We start from the raw sequence: 19,761 nt of genomic DNA, 5'->3' as shown, positions 1-19,761 counted from the left end.
CATGCGCCTGAAGAGCGCCATCTTCGCCGCCGCCATCGTGCGCACCGCCAATGGCGCGGGCGCGTTCGCGGCGGTGCGCCGGCGCGGCTCCGAGGAGGCCGGCGCGGTGTTCGTGAAAGTGGCGACGCTGGACGGCTGCGCGGCGCTCTACGGCCCGGCGCCGCAAAGCGCCTTCGATGCGGAGACTTCGGGCGAGCGCCTGTTCGCGGTGCTGGTGCCGCCCGGTTCGCCGGAGGCGGAGAGCGAGGCGCGGATGGTCAAGGAAATCCGCTTCGACCCGGATCTGTGGCTGCTGGAGATCGAGGACAAGGCCGGCCGCGCCTTCGTCGATCTCGCCGCGGGCTGAGCGGACCCGCGCCGTGCGGGCTCACGCATAGCCGAGCCGGGCGAGGTCCGGCCGGATCAGCGCTTCGATCCCCGGCGGCAGGCCGGGCTGCTCGGCGGCCTTCTCGTCGAGGATGCGGCCGTGGCGATAATCCTGCGGCATCAGCGGGCTGTCCGCCCCGTCCAGCATGCGCGGATGGAAGGCGACGCCGATGCGCGCCGCCACCTGGCGCAAGGTGGCCTCGGGTTCGCTCACCAGCTCCTCGAAGCGAAAGGTGCCCGCGAGCACGCCGCGCGCGTCCAGGTGCTCCAGCACCCGCACCGAGGCGCACCAGCGCCGTGCCGCTTCCACATGGCTCAGCCCGGCCCGCCGCACCTTGGAGTCCACGCAGGTGCGCCCGTCGCGCACGATGAAGAGGAATCGATAGCCCGCCATCATCTCCACGAACCGGTCCAGAACCGGCTCCTGGGCGAGATTGTAATGATTGTGGTCGTTCAGCCCGAGCACCTGCTCGGTGGTGATCTTGTTGCCCCAGACGTGCGCAGGGTGGGCGCTGCGGTCGGCCTCGCAATGGGCGCGGAAGCGGGTGAGGCGATAGTCCAGCAGCCGGGCCATCGAGGGCGGCGGCACCTGCGCCTCGTCCCCGCCCATGAGATCGGCGATGCCGCCGAATTCGGCGCGGATCATCACGGCGGGATGGCGCTCCAGGCAACCCGCCAGCAAGGAGGTTCCCCCCCGGCCCGCACCGAGCAGAAGAAAGGGAGGGGGAACGGCAGGGGCGCCAAGGGACATTCGGGGAGTTTCCGCATGATGAGCGGAACCGGACGCGGCTCACGTCGCGATCAAAACACAGGCGCCCGGCAATGCAACCCGCGAAAGGTAAATTATTCTTCTTGCAATCATTCTTATTGCACAGCCTGGGGAAACTTCCGGCGCCTATCTGCGTTGTAAGGGTTACGGTGGCCCACGAGGAGCAGCGAAATGGGAACGGTCTTATCGTTCTCCGCAACGCGGGGAGTGCGGGCGCGCAAAGCGCGCGTGGCTGGGACGGAGGGAGCATCGCCAGCCGATCGCCCCGAAAGCGCACAGATTTACATTCTGCCGGTGGTGCGCATCGAGCGTCATTGCGAGTCGACCCTCGCCGCCCCGCCGCCGAAGCTCGGGCGGCGCAAGCTGGGACCGACCCAGCGCCAGGCGTGACCCCGGGTTCGCGCAGCGAATCGTTGAACGCAGGAGTTTCCCTCCTGCAAGCGCGGGGCGCTGAAGGACCGGGATATCCCGCGCACGGGGGCAGAGCCCCCAGGGGCCAGATTCACGGGAAAGACGCGCGTCAAAGACGTGCGACAGCCAGGGGGCGGCAGGCCGAGGCTTGCGCCCCGATGCGCCCGGATGCGCCTCGACACGCGGCCGGGCCGGGACATCGCCGGCGCGTGCGGCGCCCGTCCCGGGACTGGCGAACGTCCTCACCTTATTGCGTGGCGGCGCAGCTCGCGGCTTCGAGCTGCTTGCGCACGGCGTCGCGGACATCGCCATAGCGGGCGAAGGCCCGGATGAGCACGATGCCGGTGGTGGTGGGCGATTCCACCACCAGGCGGTCCGCCGCCGTGATTTCCTCATCTTCGGGCAGCGCCGCGCGCTGGGCGGGAGAGAGCAGGTCCAGTTCGATCACCCGCCCGGCCGCCTGGTCGTTCAGCGCGTAGAACGCCAGCCCGCGATTGGTATAGAAGGAAACCGAGGTGTAATCGCCGGTCTGCGGCACCCGCACCTTCAGCGGCCGTTCGCGCAGGTCATAGCGGCACACCGCGCTGACGAACGCCGGGTCTGTCATGGGCAGCATGCCTTCCCCGCTATCCGGCAGCAGCACCAGCCGGTTCACCGGCGCCAGCGCGGACAGCCGCTGATAGGCGGACGCCTGGGCGAGCCGGGGCATGGCCAGCACCGACACCAGATGCACGATGCCGGCGAGCACCAGCACCAGGGCGAGCGGCAGCAGCAGCAGGCGCGGGGCGGCGGGCACCGCCTGGAAAATCGCGGCGAGCCGTTCCACCGGGCCCGGCGCGCGGGCGGTGGAGCGATAGGCCGGACGGGTGCGGCGAAACAGGGAGACGAAGGTCATGGGCATCGCTCCGTGACGATGCGCGGCAATTGCCCCTCGTCCTGCGCGCCCGAGGCGAAGCTGAACGGGGCATCATACAGGCGCAGCGCCACCCGCAGGCGGCCGCGCGCGCCGGTGGGCAGCCAGTTTCCCGCCCGCGCCCGGGGGGAGAGGGACACATTGATGCTGCCGTCCGGCTCATAGACCAGCTCGGCGCTGGTGAAGCCGTGGCGCTCCGCCTGGTTGGGCACGAGCGCGCCCTTGTCGTCCGTGAGGGTCAGCGTCCACAGGCGCGACTGGGGCAGGGGACCCGAGATGCGGATGTCGCAGCGCCCGTCCAGCGGCGCGCCGGCGGTGTCGTGATCGGCCAGGAACAGCAGGCCGTCGGCCAGTTCCAGCGGCAGTTCGCCGGTGCGCGCGAAGGCGGCGGCCGCATAGGGGTCGGCCTGGGTGGTGCCAGAGCGCGGCCAGCCCTGCCAGGCGCCGAGGCGCACGATATCCATGCCGCGCGAATGGGTGACGGCGAAATAGGTGGCGCCGAGGCCGATCGCCGCCGCCGCGGCGAGGGTGGTGGCGAGGGTCACGAGGCGCACGGCGAACCCGGGGCTCCTGCCAGGTATGGGGATGGGCTCACGGCTCGGGCTCCGGTCAATTGGTGCGCGTCGGCGCCGCGGGGGCACCGGGCGCGGGCGTTCCCATGGCGGTCGGGCCGGGCAGCGGCGGCAGGGGCGGCGCGGTGCGGAAGATCTGTTCCAGGCGGATCAGGCGCTCGGTGCTGCGCGGCGACAGGGTGATGGGACGCTGGATCGAATCCAGCTCCGGCACCTCGATGGGGGAGGGCTTGTCGTCCAGCTTGGGGGCCGGCTGGTCGCCGACGCCGGGGATGAATTTGCGCTCCACCCCCTGGTGGGCATAGGCCATCACCTTCTGCCAGGTCATCGCCGGCAAGGTGCCGCCGGTCATCTTGTTCATGGAGGTGTAGTCGTCGTTGCCGAACCAGACCGCGCCCACATAATTGCCCGTGAAGCCCATGAACCAGGCGTCGCGATAGGCGTTCGTGGTGCCGGTCTTGCCGGCCACCTTGATGTTCTCCAGCCGCGCCCGGCGGCCGGTGCCGTTCTCGACCACGTTGTTCAGCATGGGATTGATCATGTCGATCACGTTCGGCGGGATGATCTCCACCGATTTCGGCGCGTCGCGGTCGAAGCGCCACACCACCTCGCCATTGGAGACGCGCATCTCCACCACCGCGTGGGGATAGACGCTGCGTCCGCCATTGGCGAACACGCTGTAGGCGGTCACCATGTCGATGGCCGTCACCTCGGCGGCGCCGAGCGGCAGCGGGGCGCTCGGCACGAGGTTCGAGGTGATGCCCATCTTGTGCGCGAGGTCGATGATCTTGGCGCGGCCGAACTTCTCCGCGAGCCGCACCGCCACCGTGTTCAGCGAATGCTGGAGCGCCGTGATCAGCGGGATCGAGCCCATATAGGAGCGGCCATAATTCTGCGGACACCAATTGCCGAGGCAGATCGGCGCGTCCTGCACGATGGTCGTGGGCTTGTAGCCGTTCATCAGCGCGACTGTATAGACGAACGGCTTGAACGAGGATCCGGGCTGGCGCAGGGCGTCGGTGGCGCGGTTGAACTGGCTCTCGCCATAGTCGCGCCCGCCCACCATGGTGCGCAACGTGCCGTTGGGCTCCATGATCACAACGGCGCCCTGGCTCACCTTATAGTCCTTGCCATATTGCCGCAGCGCCTGGTCGAGCGCGGCTTCCGCCACCTTCTGGATGTTGGGGTCGAGACCGGTGCGCACGACGAAATTGCGCTCGGTCACGCTCTTGGGCAGGGCGTCCACCAGCTTGCGCACCTCGGCGAAGGCATAGTCGAGATAATAGTCGGGCACCGCCATGTCGCTGCGGTCCACCGGGGTCGCGGGATTGCGCCGGGCGCCGAACACTTGACCCTCGGTCAGGAAGCCGGCATCCACCAGATTGTCCAGCACGGTGGAGGCGCGGGCGCGGGCGGCCGGCAGGTTGACGTGGGGCGCGTATTTGCTCGGCGCCTTGAACAGGCCGGCGAGCATGGCGGCCTCGGCGAGGTTCACCTCGCGCACGGACTTGCCGAAATAATATTGCGCTGCCGCGTCCACCCCATAGGCGCCGCCGCCGAGATAGGCGCGGTCGAGATAGAGCTTGAAGATCTGGCTCTTGGTGAGCCGGCTTTCCAGCCACAGCGCCAGGAACGCTTCCTTGATCTTGCGCTCGATGGTGCGCTCGTTGGAGAGGAACAGGTTCTTGGCGAGCTGCTGGGTGAGCGAGGACCCGCCCTGGCGCACGCCGCCGGCCTTGGCATTGGTGACCACCGCGCGGAACGTGCCGGCGACATCGATGCCGAAATGCTCGTAGAAGCGCCGGTCCTCGGTGGCGAGCACCGCCTTGAGCAGATAATCGGGGAAATCGGCCAGCGGCACGGTGTCGTTCTGGCGCACGCCGCGTTCGCCCAGCACATTGCCGTAGCGGTCGAGGAAGGTCACGGCCAGTTCGGTGCGCTTCAGCCAGTCGTCCGAGGTCTCGTGGAACGCCGGCAGCGCGAGCGCGAGCACCACCACGGAGCCGGCCGCGCCCAGGGTGAAGCCCTCCGAGGCCATGCCCACCAGGAAGCGCGGCACGCCGGAGAGGGAGAAATGCTCCATGAAGGCGGAATAGGCGCTGGTGAGCCGCCGGGTGAAGGTGCCCAGCTGGAACAGGGTGCTGTCGATGCGCGCGTCGAGATCCAGCAGCGCGTTGCGCAGCCGGGTCTTGAAGGAGGGTTTTGGACCTTCGCTCACCGCTTGATGCTTCTCATCGCCGGTCCGGCCAGATGCGCGCCGCGCCCCGCGCGCCCCTGCCAAACGTCGCCATTGCCAATTGCCGCCATCTTCCTTGCTCGTGCAGCCGCGTGTCAAAAACACGGCGGCCGGCGGGCAGCCTTGTCTATAACCCGCGGCGCGGATCGCCGCGAGTGTCACGTGACGCGGCGCAAGCAGACGTGAGGACGGGGTAAATTTTCGCGGCGCGGTTCAAGCCGCGCGCGGCTTCGTGGTAAGGAGGTCCATGCCAGACCGCTCGCCCTCCGCCCCCGCGCCCGCCGCATTCCCCGACATCGCGCCGGGCGCCGCGACCCCCGGCGCGGCGGTGCCTTTCTGGCGCGCCAAGGGCCTCGCGCAGATGAACCCGGCGGAATGGGAAAGCCTGTGCGACGGCTGCGGGCGCTGCTGCCTCGTGAAGCTGGAGGACGAGGACAGCGGCGACATCGCCTATACCGACGTGGTGTGCCGGCTGTTCGAGACCCATTCCTGCCATTGCTCGGACTATCCCAACCGGCAGGAGCAGGTGAGCGACTGCGTGCGCCTGACGCCGGAGGCGGTTGCCGAACTCTCCTGGCTGCCGCCCACCTGCGCCTATCGCCTTTTGGACGAGGGCAAGGACCTGCCCTGGTGGCATCCGCTGGTCTCCGGCTCGTCCGAGACGGTGCACGAGGCGGGCATCTCCGTGCGCGGCAAGGTGGCGGGCGGGGAGCAGATGTTCGGCCTGTTCGAACTCGTGGACCACGTCGTGTCCTGGCCGCTGCGCTGGCCCAAGGGATCGCGGGGGACCGGCCTGCCGGCGAGCCGCACCCGCGCCGCGCGCCCGCGCAAGCCGCTTTCCGGCGCCTGACCGCCGCCGCGCGTCAGCTCGTCTCGCGGTCGCCTGGCGTCAGGCCGGCGCCGGCCCGAGGCGGCCCGTCAGCTCCGTGCCGCGCACCAGCACCAGATAGCCGAGGCCGAGCAGACCCAGCCCGACGAGGCTGCTGACGCTCCAGCACACGAAGGCATCAAGCGGCACGTTCGCCCAGCTGAAGGATTTCTCCAGCACGAAGCCGGTCAACTCCACCCACCGCCCTTCAAGATAGATGCCGGCAAGCCCGATCATCCAGCCCCACCCGGCCTTCGCCTGCGCGGCGCAGAGCACGATGATCAAGGGGATCAGAGGTTCCAGGGAATTGCGCCCAAGCCCGTCGCGGCTGAAGCCCAGGATCATCAGCATCAGGACGAACGTCACAACGATAAGCGCGAGCAGCCGGCGGATGCGCGAATCCGCATTGGGCCGCGCTAGGGCCATATAGGCCGGGAAGAACAGGCAGAAGCCGAGGCCGGCGGGCAAGGTCTTGGCATATTGGACCGTCCAGCGCAGCGGCTCGCTGACCGGGCCTGCAACCCAGGTGCGCATGTGGCTGGAATAATAATAGACGGTTGGACTGAGGGTGATCCAGAAATTATCCCATCTTGCGCCGAGCCAGGACCAGAGCGAGTTCGCCCGGATGACCCCCCGCCCGTCGCTGAGCACATAATCCATGAACATGTCATGGGCGCCGAGCCAGGTCTTGTAGGCGAGCCAGGGCGCCATCAGGCCGATCGTGACGAGCCCGAACACCAGGCCGGCCCGCACCGCCGCGCTAGCCTTCTCCCGCGGCGACCCGGCGGCGGCGAAGGCGGTCCACAGGGCGACCAGCCCGAGCGGCGGCAGGAACAGCAGGCCCACGGGATGGCTCAGCCAGGCGAGCGCCCCGCACCCCGCCGCGACGCCCCAGCGGGCGCGCAGCAGCGAGGCGAGGCTGAGCAGGATGAAGAAGCCGGCCAGCACCTTCGGCCAGAGGAAGACGGTATTGATCAGCATGGAAGGCGCCAGCGCGACCCACAGGCAGCCGAGCATCCACGGACGGCTGGCGGGCTTGATCCCAAGCGCCAGCAGCAGATGGCCGGCGCCGAGCACCACCATGGCGTTGGTCATCCAGCCGAGGAGGCGGGCGAGATAGGCGCCGTCGGGCGTGCCGGGCCAGGGCTTGCGCTCGATGTTCGGCGTATCGTGGGGCGCGGCGCCGAACACCGCGAACAGGGCATTGGTGGCGAGCGGGACCAGGGGGCCGCGCGAGGTCACCGACCATCCGCCGAAATAATCGGCGCTGCGCTCGATGCCGTCCTTGCCGTGGAACATGTAGGCGGCGGTGATGTAGGGAATGATGTGGTCCGGCGGCGAGGCCACCATGCGGGCGGGGATCACCGTCTCCGCATGGGTTTCCTGGGCGATGGGCAGGGGATTGAGGCCGACCGCCATGGCCATGGCGATCATCGCCGCCCAGAGCGCGAACACGCCCGGCCCCTGGTCGCCGAACGAGGCGCGCCACGCGCCCGCTCGCCACCACAGCCGCGCGAGATCGAGCGCGAGGGCGGCGGTCACCGCGCCCTGGAGCAGTCCCGCCGTCCCGGCGTCGGCGGGATGGACGATCCACAGCAGCAGCCCGGTGGCGGCGAGGGCGAGCAGGCCCGGCAGCGGCACGAAGGCGGAGGGCAGCCGTCGCGCGGCCGTGGCGCGCGCGTTCCACCACAGGCCGGGAACCAGCAGCAGGGCCAGGATGAGCAGGGCGGAGAGACACACCCAGCCGTAATTTGTGTCCATCGTGCGGAACCCCCTGGTGCGCGGCAAGGGCGCCGTGCGGGCCCGTCGTTCTCGCGAATGCCGTCCGTCTATATCCGTCCCCGCCGCCGGGTTGAAGTCGTGGAAACAAGCGGAAGCGACGCAACGGCCGGGGCGACGCGCGCAGATGTCATCGATCGGGGCTTGATCTTGGCGCGCCGAGGGGGTACCGAGCGCGCCCTTCTGCGCTATGTTGCAGCGCACGCCCTTATCGCTCCGTTTTCGGGAACCCACCATGGCGGCCTGCGGCCTCGATTTCGGCACGTCCAACACCACCCTCGGCCTCAACGGCCCGGCCGGACCGCATCTCGCGCCCGTCGAGGGCGAGGCGGTGACGGTGCCGAGCGCGATCTTCTATCCCCGCATGGCCGCGCCCGTGATCGGCCGCGCGGCCATGGCCGCTTATGTGAGCGGCGAGCAGGGGCGGCTGATGCGGGCGCTGAAATCCGTGCTCGGCAGCGCGCTGGTGGACGAGACCACGGCGGTCGGCCGCACCCGCGTCACCTTTCGCAAGGTGATCGGCGCCTATATCGCCGAGGTGAAGCGGCGCGGCGAGATCGCGGCGGGCGCGCCGCTGGACGGGGTGGTGCTCGGCCGCCCCGTGCATTTCGTCGACGGCGACCCGGCGGGCGATGCGCGGGCGCAGGACGTGCTCGGCGATGTCGCCCGCGAGATCGGCTTTTCGGACATCTCCTTCCAGTTCGAGCCGATCGCCGCCGCGCTCGATTACGAGCGGCAGGTGAATGGCGAGGAGCTGGCGCTGATCGCCGATATCGGCGGCGGCACGTCCGATTTCTCCATCGTGCGCATCGGTCCCGACCGGCGCGACAAGCCGGACCGGGCGGACGACATCCTCGCCAATGACGGCGTGCGCATCGGCGGCACGGATTTCGACCGGGCGCTGAGCCTCGGCATGGTGATGCCGCTGCTCGGCCACGGCAGCCCCATGAAGCGGCAGGGCCTTTCCGCGCCGGCGAGCCTGTTCCAGGATCTCGCCACCTGGTCTTCCATCAATCGCCTGTACGATCCGCGCGTGCATCGCTCGATCCGCGAGATGGAGCGCGAATCCGCCCGGCCCGAACTGATCCGCCGCCTTGCCCATGTGGTGAGCGAGGAGCGCGGCCATACCCTCGCCATGGCCGCCGAGGATGCCAAGATCGCGGTCTCCGAGGACGGGCGCACCGCCATCGACCTCGCCTGGCTGGAGCCTTCGCTCGCGGTCGGCATCGTGCACGACGACCTTGTGACCCACACCGACAGCCTGTCGGGGCGGATCGCCCGGCGCATCACCCAATGCCTGAAGGAGGCGGGGGTGAAGGCGAGCGACATCGATGCGCTGTTCCTCACCGGCGGCTCGACGCGCCTCGCCCATGTGCGCTCCGCCATCGTCGCCATGGCGCCGCAGGCGCGGATCGTGGCGGGCGATACGTTCGGCTCCGTGGGCACGGGGCTCGCGGTGGAAGCGGGACGCCGCTACGGGCGGTAGGACCCATCGCCATTCACGGTTCGGCGCCGGTGCGGCAGAGCATCGTGATGCACGGGCCTGTCCCGTGCATCCACGCGGCGACAAGCCCGGCCATGACGACCGGCGAAAGAAAGACAATCGCGCGCACCTGCTGTCTGGCGCCTCGACGATCCACCCCGCCGCGGAATGTCGATTGGCCCTCGGGTGGGGCGGTCTTATCCCGGACGCGGGAACAAGCTATTTTTTCTCCCGCCGCATCCGCGCGGCCCATGCGGACCCGGACATGCAGGCCAAGCGCGTCACCTTTCCCCGCTCCCTCACGCCCTATCTGCTGCTGGCGCCGCAGCTGGCCATCACGCTCGTGTTCTTCCTCTGGCCGGCGGGGCAGGCGGTGGTGTCCTCCCTGTTCGCGGAGGATGCCTTCGGCCTATCGCGCGCCTTCGTGGGCCTCGCCAATTTCGCCGCCCTGTTCCGCGATCCCACCTATCTCAACGCGTTCCAGGTCACGGCCGTGTTCTCCGCCAGCGTGACGCTGCTCGCCATGGTGCTCGCGCTGGGGCTGGCGCTCGCGGCGGACCGGATCGGCAAAAGGGCGGGGCCGTATCGCGTGCTGCTGGTGTGGCCCTATGCGGTGGCGCCGGCGGTGGCGGGCATCCTGTGGTGGTTCATGTTCAACCCCTCCATCGGCATCCTCGCCCGCGCCCTCGGCGCCCTGGGCATCACGTGGAATCATTTCCTCAACGGCGAGCAGGCGCTTTTGATGGTGATCCTGGCCGCGGCCTGGAAGCAGGTGAGCTATAATTTCCTGTTCTTCCTCGCCGGCCTCCAGGCCATTCCCGCGAGCCTGATGGAAGCTGCCGCCCTGGACGGCGCCGGGCCGGTGCGGCGGTTCCGCCATGTGGTCTGGCCGCTGCTGGCGCCCACCACCTTCTTCCTGCTGGTGGTGAACCTCACCTATGCCTTCTTCGACACCTTCGGCATCATCCACGCCACCACCGGCGGCGGGCCGGGGCAGGCGACCACGATCCTCGTCTACAAGGTGTTCCGCGACGGCTTCGGCGGGCTCGATCTCGGCGGCTCGGCGGCGCAATCGGTGGTGCTGCTGGTGATCGTGATCGCGCTCACCGCCGCCCAGTTCCGCCATATCGAACGCCGGGTGCAATATTGATGGCCGGCTCGGGGCGCCTGCTCGGCCTGCTGGCCCATCTCGCGCTGATCCTCGGCGTGGTGGTGATGGTGTTGCCGGTCTATCTCGCCTTCATCGCCTCCACCCATTCCGGCGGCGATTTCCTCTCCGGCCGCATCGGGCTCCTGCCGGGCGGCCTTTTCCTGGAGAATTACCGCACCGCTTTGTTCACCGGCTCCAGCACCCAGGGCTTTCCGCCCGTGGGGCCGATGCTGCTGAACAGTTTCATCATGGCCATGGCGATCGCGCTCGGGAAGATCGCCATCTCCCTGCTGTCCGCCTTCGCGGTCTGCTATTTCCGCTTCCCGCTGCGGCAGAGCGCGTTCTGGCTGATCTTCATCACGCTGATGCTGCCGGTGGAGGTGCGCATCCTGCCCACCTTCCAGGTGGTGGCGGATCTCAACCTCCTGAACTCCTATGGCGGGCTCACCCTGCCGCTGATCGCCAGCGCCACGGCGACCTTCCTGTTCCGCCAGGTGTTCATGACCATTCCCGATGAATTGACGGAGGCAGCCCTGATCGACGGGGCCGGGCCGCTGCGCTTCTTCTGGTTCGTGCTGCTGCCGCTCTCGCGCACCAATATCGCGGCGCTGTTCGTCATCCTCTTCATCTATGGCTGGAACCAGTATCTGTGGCCGCTGCTGGTGACCACGGACACCCGCTATTACACCATCGTCATGGGCATCCAGCGGCTCGCGGGGTCAGCGGCCGAGGCCGATCCCGTGTGGCACCTTGTGATGGCGACCGCCATCCTCGCCATGCTGCCGCCGATCCTGGTGATCGCCCTGATGCAGAATTTGTTCGTGCGCGGGCTGACGGAAACCGAGAAATAGCCCGCCCGCTCAGGGCCTGCCCTTGTCCGCCAGCGCCTCGCGCAGCCGGCCGGTGGCGGCGCGGCCGAGGATGAGGGGCGTCGCCAAGCCCTCCAGCGCCACGTGCGCCCGGTCGCGCGAGGGGGTCTCGATGCTGCGCAGGCGGTCGCAATTCACCATCAGCGAGCGGCCGAGGCGCAGGAACGGGGGGCACGGCAGCAAGGCTTCGAACGTGCCGAGCGTGCGCAGCATCATCAGCGGCGGCTGGCCGGCGAGGAACACGCGGGTGAAGTCGCCATCCGCCCGCAGCGCCACGATCTCGGACGGCGGCGCGAACACGGTGCGATTGGGCGTGCGCAGCTCCAGCGTCGCGCCGGGCGCCGGCGCCGAAGGTTCCGCGGCGGGCGCCGCGGCGTCGGGGCCGCTGCGTCGCGCCGCGCGGCGCAGGGCGTCGGCGAGGCGCTCGGGCGAGACCGGCTTCAGCAGATAATCCACCGCATCCACCGCGAAGGCGTCCACCGCGTGCTCGGCATGGGCGGTGACGAAGATCACGCGCGGCGGGTCTTCCAGCCCCTGGAGCAGCTCGAAGCCGCTGCCGTCGCCCAGCTCGATGTCGAGGAACACCAGATCCGGCTGCTCGCGCACCAGAAGGTCGAGCGCGTCCTCCACGCAATCGGCCTCGCCGGCGATGCGCACCTGCGGGTGCGCCTCCAGCAGGCGGGCGATGGCGCGGCGGGCGCGCACCTCGTCATCCACGATCACGGCGCTCAGCACGGCGCGCCCTCCAGGATCAGCTCGGCCACCACGCGGCGCCCGGCGGCGCCGGTACTGCCCGCCGGCGCGGCTTCGTGCAAGGTGAAATAATGCCGGCCGGGATAGTGCAGGGCGAGGCGCCGCCGCACATTGGCGAGGCCCACCCCGCCGCGGCGCGGCCGCTTGGCGGAAGGCGAGAGGGTGCCCGTGTTGCCGATGCGGATGCGCAGCCCCTCGCCTTCGGCCCGGATCGCGATCTCGATGCGCAGCCCGTTGCGCCGGGTGCCGTGCTTGATGGCATTCTCCACCAGCGGCTGGAGCAGGAAGCTGGCGATGGGACGTTCCGCGGCATCGGGCGCCACGTCGAGGGTGGCCACCAGATGGTCGCCGAAGCGCGCCTCCTGGATGCGCAGATAGGCGGCAAGGCTCGCCGCCTCCGCTGCCACGCTGGCCACGGGCTGGTCGTGGGTGGCGAGCGAATGGCGCAGATAGTCGGACAGCTCGCGCACCATCACATGGGCGGCGTCGGGATCGTCCAGGATCTCTTCGCCGATGCCGTTGAGGGCGTTGAACAGAAAGTGCGGGTCGAGCTGGAGCCGCAGTTCGCGCAATTCGGCCCGCAGCGCCTCGGCCTGCGCCAGGGCGGCGCGCTGGCGGTCGCTGCGCGCGGCAATCTCCGCCCGCACCCAGAAATAGGCGAGGCTCCAGCCCATCATGGTGAAGAAATAATAGATCAGCGGCGCCAGCACCTGCTGTTCCGGCCGCCAGTTGGGGATCGGCCAGCCGAAATAATCGCGCACCACGCTGATGCATCCGACCAGGACGGCCGCCGCGAGGAACGACAGCACGGCGATCCACACCAAGGCCCGCAGGTTGATCGCGGCGTCCAGGCCCGCCTTCAGATAGGCGGCGCGCATGGCCGTGGTCACGAGGATCAGCAGCGGCAGGGCGATCAGCGTCAGGCCGAGCGAGATGCCGAAATTCTCGTAGGAGACCCAGCGATTGGTGAGGTCGACGATGGAGAACAGGCTCCATCCCGTCACCTGGGCGCGCAGGAACGCGGGGCGCCGTGCCCACCAGGCGGCGAGCGGATTGCGCGCCAAGACCGCGTCCTGCCTCGTCAAGATGCCGGCCCCCCACCGCCGCCGCCCCTGTGCGGGCTGCGTCCCCCCGCGCAGCAAAGGCGATTTGCGCCCCTGCGGCAAGCGCCCGCCCGGCAATTGGCGGCGTGCGGCGCAAAAGGCGACGGCATGATCGATTTTTCCGCCCGGTTCATCGACTTCAAAAAGCATCGCCTGACGCTTCGTGAGATGCAGATGCAGTGTCCCAGATGGGCTCGCAATTCTGGAGCAATGACAGATGGCGAACGTGAATTACGCTGTTGCCGACAATTGGGGTTCGGGCTTCGTCGGCGCCATGACGGTGCCCGCCGGGTCGGCAGGTCTCAACGGGTGGACGGTGGAATTCGATGCCGCCTTCGACATCTCCAACATCTGGGGCGCCGAGATCGTCAGCCATGTGGGCGACCATTATGTCATCCGCAACGCGCCGTGGAATTCCAGCGTGCCGGCGAACGCGAGCGCCTCGTTCGGCTTCCAGGCCGAGCCGGGCAGCGCCGCCACCAGCGCCAGCGGCTTCACGCTCAACGGCGTCGGCGGCGATCCGGCGCCGGTCCTGCCCGCCCTGTCGGTGGCGGATGCGGCGCTGGCGGAAGGCGACAGCGGCACCAGCGACCTCGCCTTCACGGTGAGCCTTTCCGCGCCTTCCGCGACGCCGGTCACGGTGAGCTATTCCACCGCCAACGGCACGGCGACCGCCGGCAGCGATTTCACCGCCGCCATGGGCTCGCTCACCTTCGCGCCCGGCGAGACCTCCAAGGTGGTGCATGTGGCGGTTACCGGCGACACGGCGGTGGAGGCGAACGAGACCTTCTCGCTGATCCTCTCGGCGCCCTCCGGCGCGACCCTCGCCCATGCCAGCGCCACCGGCACGATCCAGAACACCGACACGGCGCCCGGCGGCGGAGGAAACGGCGGCGGTTCCGGCGCCGGGGGCACCGGGGAAGGGCGCGTGTTCAGCGTCACCACCGACGGCCCGGACATCGTCGGCTTCGATCCGGCGAAGGACAAGCTCGATCTCGGCGGGGTGAGCGTCCATAATTTCATCGTGGTGGATACGCCGGCCGGGGTCGGCTTCATGAATCCCTGGTCCGGGGAAACCGCCATCGTTCAGGGCGTGTCGCTGGGCCAGCTCACCATCGACAGCTTCATGCCGATCGAGAACAACCACCTGCGGCAGGATCTTTCCGGCGCGCTGGCGTGGGAACAGGGCATCACGCCCGAGCCCCACACCGTCTATGCGCGCTCCCACGAAATCGGCCAGATCGACAAGGTGGCGTTCGATCCCGCGACCGACGTGGTGGACTTCCGCTATTTCGGCACCCGCGAGCAGATCTACATGGTGGCCAGCGCGGAAGGGGTGGTGATCTCCAATTCCGGCACCGGCCAGGCGCTGATCCTGCTGGGCGTGAAGGTGGCGGACCTCACGGTCGACAATTTCGAGTTCCATTTCGCCCAGGTCCGCGAGGACCGGGTGCATCTGCAACTCGGCTTCGCCAGCGTGCCCGATTCCCAGGTGCTGCCGCAGGGCGTGCCCATCGCCGGCACGGACGAATGGCCCTCCCACACCGGCACCGGCACGCCGCCGAGCGGGGTTCAGGGCGAGACCTTCACCATCGCCTGGAACTACGGCTCGGACGCGGTGCTGGATTTCGACCCGGCCTCGGACAAGCTCGATTTCGGCTGGTTCAAGGCCGCCGAATTCTCCCTGTCGCAGACGCCCGCCGGCCTCGTCATCACCATCGAGGGCAACCACCAGACCTATACCTTGCCCGGGGTGACGCTCTCGCAGATCGAGATGAGCAACATCATCGCGCTCGACACCACAGCGCGCGCGGAATGGCAGGCGGCCATCGATGCGGCGCCCCCCGCGCCGGTGCTGCCGGTGCTCAATGTGGCGGACGCCAGTATCGCCGAGGGTGATGCCGGCACGGCGGTGATGATGTTCACCGTCACCCTCTCGGCGCCCTCCGCGACCCAGGTGAGCGTGAGCTATTCCACCTTGAACGGCACCGCGACGGCGGGGTCGGACTATGCCTCCAGCGTCGGCACGATCGTGTTCGCGCCCGGCGAAACCTCCAAGATGATTCACGTGCCGGTGACCGGCGACACGCTGAGCGAGCTGAACGAGAGCTTCAGCCTGCATTTGTCCGCCCCGGTGGGCGCCACCATCCTCGACGGGTCGGCGGTGGGTACCATCGTCAATGACGATGTGGACGCCAATCCCGCCGCTCCGCCGGTGATCTCGATTGCCGACGCCCAGGTGGCCGAGGGCGATACGGGCGAAGCGCATTTCATGTTCATGGTGACGCTGGACAAGGCCTCCGCCACCCCCGTCACCGTGCGCTACGCCACCGCCAACGGCACCGCCACCGACGGGTCGGACTTCAGCGGCGACAGCGGCACGCTCACCTTCGCGCCGGGCGAGACCTCGCAGATGGTGCATGTGCATGTGGTGGGCGACACGGCGGTGGAGGCGAACGAGACCTTCACCGTCACCCTGTCGGATGCCAGCGGCGCCACCCTCGGCGATGCGGTCGCGACCGGCACGATCCTCAACGACGACAGCGCCCCCGGCACGCCGCCGGCGCTCTCCATCGGCGATCTCGCGGTGAGCGAGGGCGATGGCGCGCACAGCCATTTCATGTTCACGGTCACGCTCGACAAGCCGGCGACCGGCCCCGTGAGCGTGCAATATGCCACCGCCAATGGCACGGCGAGCGCCGGCGCGGACTATGTGGCGGGCGCCGGCACCGTGACCTTCGCAGCGGGGGAAACCTCGAAGACGGTTCATGTGGACATCGTCGGCGACACTTTGGTGGAAGGGAACGAGACCTTCTCCGTCACCCTCTCCAATCCGGCCGGCGCGACCATCGCCGACGGCACGGCCATCGGCACCATTCTCGACGACGACAGCGCGCCCGTGGTGCTGCCGGCGGTCTCCATCGGCGATCTCTCCGTCGCCGAGGGCAATGGCGAGCACGCCCACTTCATGTTCACCGTCACGCTGGACAAGCCGGCGCTCGGCCCCGTGACGGTGCAATATGCCACCGCCGACGGCACGGCGGTCGGCGGCGCGGACTATGTGGCCGGTGCGGGCACGATCACCTTCGCGGCGGGGGAGACCTCGAAGACCGTGCATGTGGACATCGTCGGCGACACCTTGGTGGAAGCGAACGAGACCTTCTCGGTGAAGCTCTCCAATCCCTCGGGCGCGACCCTCGCCGACGACACGGCGGTCGGCACCATCCTCAATGACGACGTGGCGCCCGTGGTGCCGCCGGCCGTTTCCATCGCCGACGTCACGCTCGCGGAAGGCAATTCCGGCACCGCGCAGATGATGTTCGTCGTGAGCCTGGACAAGGCGGCCACCGGGCCCGTGAGCGTGCAGTACACCACCGCCAATGGCACCGCGAGCGCCGGGTCCGACTATGCCGCCCAGAGCGGCACGCTGACGTTTGCGGCCGGCGAGACCTCGAAGATGGTGCATGTGCCGATCACCGGCGACGCGGCGGTGGAGGGCAACGAGACCTTCACCGTCACGCTCTCCAACCCCTCCGGCCTCACCATCGCCGACGGCGCCGCGACCGGCACCATCACCAATGACGACGTGGCGCCGCCGCCGGCGGGATCGGCGGGCCTCGACTATGACGTGAACGACAATTGGGGCTCCGGCTTCGTCGCCAGCATGACGGTGGAAGCCGGGCCCTCGGCGCTCAACGGCTGGACCGTGGAGTTCGATTCCGCCTTCACCATCACCAATATCTGGAACGCCGAGATCGTCAGCCACGTGGGCTCCCATTACGTGGTGCGCAATGCGGCGTGGAACGGCACCGTGGGCGCCGGGCAGGAGGTGGCGTTCGGCTTCCAGGCGAGCGCGGGGGCGGGCGGCACGGCCGCGTCGGGCTTCCGCGTCAATGGCGCGCCGGTGGGCGGCGATCCGGCGCCGGTGCTGCCGACGCTCGCGGTGGCCGATGCCACTGTCGTCGAAGGCAATGCCGGCACCAGCGACCTCGCCTTTACCGTCTCGCTCTCGGCGGCCTCCAGCACGCCCGTGACGGTGGCCTATGCGACCGCCAACGGCACGGCGAGCGCCGGCGCCGATTATGCCGCGCTTGCCGGCACGCTCACCTTCGCGCCCGGCGAGACCACCAAGCTGGTGCATGTGCAGGTGACCGGCGACACGGCGGTGGAGGGGAACGAGACCCTCACGCTCACCTTGACCAATCCCACCGGCGCGACGCTCGCCGACGCCAATGCCACCGGCACCATCGCCAATGACGACGTGGCCCCCGTGCCGCCGGTGGTATCGATCGCCGACGGCACGCTGACGGAAGGCAATGCCGGCACGAGCGACTTCGCCTTCACCGTGACGCTGGACAAGGCGGCGACCGGCCCGGTGAGCGTGCAATATGCCACCGCCAACGGCACCGCGAGCGCGGGCTCCGACTATGCCGCCACGAGCGGCACGGTCACCTTCGCGGCCGGCGAGACCTCAAAGGTCGTGCACATCCAGGTCACCGGCGACACGGCGGTGGAGGCGAACGAGACCTTCACCGTGAAGCTCTCCGCCCCCACGGGCGCGACCCTCGGCCATGCCACCGCCACCGGCACCATCGTGAACGACGACACCGCCCCGCCGGCCCATGTGCCGGAAATCTCGGTGAGCGACGCCTCCGTGGTGGAGGGCAATCCCGGTTCGTCCGGCGGCGGGCTGGACGGCTGGCTCTCCACCTCCGGCAACCAGATCGTCGATGCGGCCGGCAATGCGGTGCAGATCGGCGGCGTCAACTGGTTCGGCTTTGAATCCGACACCATGTCGCCCCACGGCCTGTGGACGCGTGGCTACCAGGACATGATGGACCAGATGAAGGATCTGGGCTTCAACACCATCCGCCTGCCGTTCTCCACCGACATGCTGCATGCGACCTCTCAGGCGAACGGCATCGACTATTCCAAGAACCCGGATCTTTCGGGCCTCACGCCGCTCCAGGTGATGGACAAGATCGTCGATTATGCCGACGCCATCGGCATGAAGATCATCCTCGATCACCACCGCAGCGATGCCGGCGCCGGCACCTCCGCCAACGGGCTCTGGTACGATGCGACCCATAGCGAGGCGCAGTGGGTTTCCGATTGGCAGATGCTGGCGCAGCGCTATGCCGGCGACACCGCCGTGATCGGCGCGGACCTGCACAACGAGCCCTATAACGGCACCTGGGGCGGCGGCGGCGCGAACGACTGGGCGGCGGCGGCCGAGCGCGCCGGCAACGCCATCGGCGACGTGAATTCCAACTGGCTGATCTTCGTCGAGGGCATCGGCACCTACGAGGGCAATAATTACTGGTGGGGCGGCAATCTGATGGGCGTGCGCGACCGCCCCATCGAACTCGATGTGGACAACAAGCTGGTCTATTCGGCGCACGATTATCCGAATTCGATCTATCCCCAGCCCTGGTTCAGCGATCCGTCCTATCCGGCCAATCTGCCGGAGAAGTTCGACCAGATGTGGGGCTATATCTACAAGGAGAACATCGCCCCGGTTTACATCGGCGAGTTCGGCACCAAGCTGACCGACCCGAAGGATGCCGCCTGGCTGGAAGCCATCACCTCCTATCTCGGCGGCGATCTCGACAATAACGGCACCCACGACATCGCTGCCGGCGACAAGGGCGTGAGCTGGACCTATTGGTCGTGGAACCCCAATTCCGGCGACACGGGCGGCATCCTGAAGGATGACTGGACGAGCGTGAACACCAATAAGATGTCGTATCTCGAAGGCATCGAATATGACTTCGGCGAAGGGGGCAGCGGCGGCGGCGCCGGGGCACAGGCCCATGCTTTGTTCACCGTCACCCTGAGCGAGGCGGCGACCGGGCCAGTCACGCTCGATTTCCACACCGTGGCGGACACCGCCGGCGCGGCGGATTTCACCGCCGTGAGCGGCACGCTCACCTTCGCCGCGGGCGAGCAGACCAAGATCATCGCCGTCCCCATCACCGCCGACCGGGTGGCGGAGGCGGACGAGCATTTCTCCCTGGTGGTCTCCAATCCCACCGGCGCGACGCTGGCGCATGCCGCCGGCATCGGCACCATCGTCAATGACGACGGCGCGACTTCGACGCCGCCCACCGATCCCGCCCCGCCAACCCCGCCCACGGACCCGGTGCACGACACGGATCTTCAGGCGCTGTTCTCCAGCGTGGATTCCTGGGGCGGCGGCTTCAATGCCTCGATCGAGATCCACAATGACGGCGCCACGGCGGCCCATGGCTGGCAGCTCGAGATCAACATGCCCTATCAGATCGAGAACATCTGGAATGCGGAAATCGTGTCCCACGATGCCGACGGCTATGTGATCCGCAATGCCGCCTGGAACGGCGACATCGGCCACGACGCCACGGTGAGCTTCGGCTTCATCGGCAAGGGCCAGCTCGACGCCTCCCACATCGACCTGCTGATCTGAGGTTTATGGGACCCCTTATCGGGCATTCGCCGCACTCCAGCCTTCGC

13 protein-coding genes are annotated in these 19,761 nt (G+C 68.6%); 6 read left to right on the top strand and 7 right to left on the bottom strand.

The features are described from left to right. Position 1 precedes the first annotated feature (1 nt). Entirely contained in the window at positions 2-346 is a 345-nt protein-coding gene (locus V5F84_RS16935; RefSeq protein WP_394041289.1) for a DUF1491 family protein, read from the top strand. A gap of 21 nt (positions 347-367) precedes the next feature. On the opposite strand, the gene V5F84_RS16930 is transcribed toward V5F84_RS16935, so the two are convergent. The 4 genes from V5F84_RS16930 to V5F84_RS16915 all read right to left on the bottom strand — a co-directional run bounded on the left by V5F84_RS16930 (position 368) and on the right by V5F84_RS16915 (position 5,249). Continuing rightward, positions 368-1,048, bottom strand: coding sequence for a sulfotransferase (locus V5F84_RS16930; protein ID WP_509277120.1), 681 nt, complete (start codon positions 1,046-1,048; stop codon positions 368-370). Between the two features lie 745 nt (positions 1,049-1,793). After that, positions 1,794-2,441, bottom strand: coding sequence for a DUF1254 domain-containing protein (locus tag V5F84_RS16925; protein ID WP_394041287.1), 648 nt, complete (start codon positions 2,439-2,441; stop codon positions 1,794-1,796). Then, the gene (locus V5F84_RS16920) at positions 2,438-3,013 is read right to left on the bottom strand and encodes a DUF1214 domain-containing protein (RefSeq protein WP_394041286.1); all 576 of its coding nucleotides are present in this window, start codon (positions 3,011-3,013) and stop codon (positions 2,438-2,440) included. Before V5F84_RS16920 ends, V5F84_RS16925 begins: the two co-directional genes overlap by 4 nt. Positions 3,014-3,068: 55 nt before the next feature. Next, the gene (locus tag V5F84_RS16915) at positions 3,069-5,249 is read right to left on the bottom strand and encodes a transglycosylase domain-containing protein (RefSeq protein WP_394041285.1); all 2,181 of its coding nucleotides are present in this window, start codon (positions 5,247-5,249) and stop codon (positions 3,069-3,071) included. Positions 5,250-5,514: 265 nt separating this feature from the next. Between V5F84_RS16915 and V5F84_RS16910 the strand changes: the two genes are divergently transcribed. Next, positions 5,515-6,117 (top strand): YcgN family cysteine cluster protein, encoded by a 603-nt coding sequence (locus tag V5F84_RS16910; protein WP_394041284.1) that lies wholly within the window; start codon positions 5,515-5,517, stop codon positions 6,115-6,117. Positions 6,118-6,156: 39 nt separating this feature from the next. On the opposite strand, the gene V5F84_RS16905 is transcribed toward V5F84_RS16910, so the two are convergent. Next, positions 6,157-7,896 (bottom strand): hypothetical protein, encoded by a 1,740-nt coding sequence (locus V5F84_RS16905; RefSeq protein ID WP_394041283.1) that lies wholly within the window; start codon positions 7,894-7,896, stop codon positions 6,157-6,159. Positions 7,897-8,149: 253 nt separating this feature from the next. On the opposite strand from V5F84_RS16905, the gene V5F84_RS16900 reads away from it, so the two are divergent. The 3 genes from V5F84_RS16900 to ugpE all read left to right on the top strand — a co-directional run bounded on the left by V5F84_RS16900 (position 8,150) and on the right by ugpE (position 11,398). Next, positions 8,150-9,400: an Hsp70 family protein gene (locus V5F84_RS16900; protein WP_394041282.1), complete on the top strand. Its 1,251-nt coding sequence runs from the start codon at positions 8,150-8,152 to the stop codon at positions 9,398-9,400. A 262-nt stretch (positions 9,401-9,662) separates the two neighbouring features. Beyond that, positions 9,663-10,547 carry a sn-glycerol-3-phosphate ABC transporter permease UgpA gene (gene ugpA, locus V5F84_RS16895; protein ID WP_394041281.1) on the top strand — a complete coding sequence of 295 codons (885 nt, stop codon included), beginning with the start codon at positions 9,663-9,665 and terminating at the stop codon, positions 10,545-10,547. Further along, positions 10,547-11,398, top strand: a complete 852-nt coding sequence (gene ugpE / locus V5F84_RS16890; RefSeq protein ID WP_394041280.1) for a sn-glycerol-3-phosphate ABC transporter permease UgpE — start codon at positions 10,547-10,549, stop codon at positions 11,396-11,398. Before ugpA ends, ugpE begins: the two co-directional genes overlap by 1 nt. A gap of 9 nt (positions 11,399-11,407) precedes the next feature. Here the strand turns inward: ugpE and V5F84_RS16885 are convergent, their stop codons facing one another. Together V5F84_RS16885 and V5F84_RS16880 are read right to left on the bottom strand one after the other, a co-directional pair. Then, on the bottom strand, positions 11,408-12,151 hold the full coding sequence (locus V5F84_RS16885; RefSeq protein WP_394041279.1) for a LytR/AlgR family response regulator transcription factor: 744 nt from the start codon (positions 12,149-12,151) through the stop codon (positions 11,408-11,410). After that, the gene (locus tag V5F84_RS16880) at positions 12,145-13,233 is read right to left on the bottom strand and encodes a sensor histidine kinase (RefSeq protein WP_394041278.1); all 1,089 of its coding nucleotides are present in this window, start codon (positions 13,231-13,233) and stop codon (positions 12,145-12,147) included. The genes V5F84_RS16885 and V5F84_RS16880 overlap by 7 nt, the downstream gene beginning before the upstream one ends. A 256-nt stretch (positions 13,234-13,489) precedes the next feature. On the opposite strand from V5F84_RS16880, the gene V5F84_RS16875 reads away from it, so the two are divergent. Continuing rightward, positions 13,490-19,714, top strand: a complete 6,225-nt coding sequence (locus V5F84_RS16875) for a Calx-beta domain-containing protein (protein WP_394041277.1) — start codon at positions 13,490-13,492, stop codon at positions 19,712-19,714. The last annotated feature ends 47 nt before the right edge of the window (positions 19,715-19,761 follow it).

Source organism: Roseixanthobacter liquoris (assembly GCF_043195135.2).
Classification (GTDB): Bacteria; Pseudomonadota; Alphaproteobacteria; order Rhizobiales; family Xanthobacteraceae; genus NCEH01.
The sequence above is the reverse complement of the archived record's forward strand: the minus strand, read 5'-3'. Positions and strand labels throughout refer to the sequence as shown.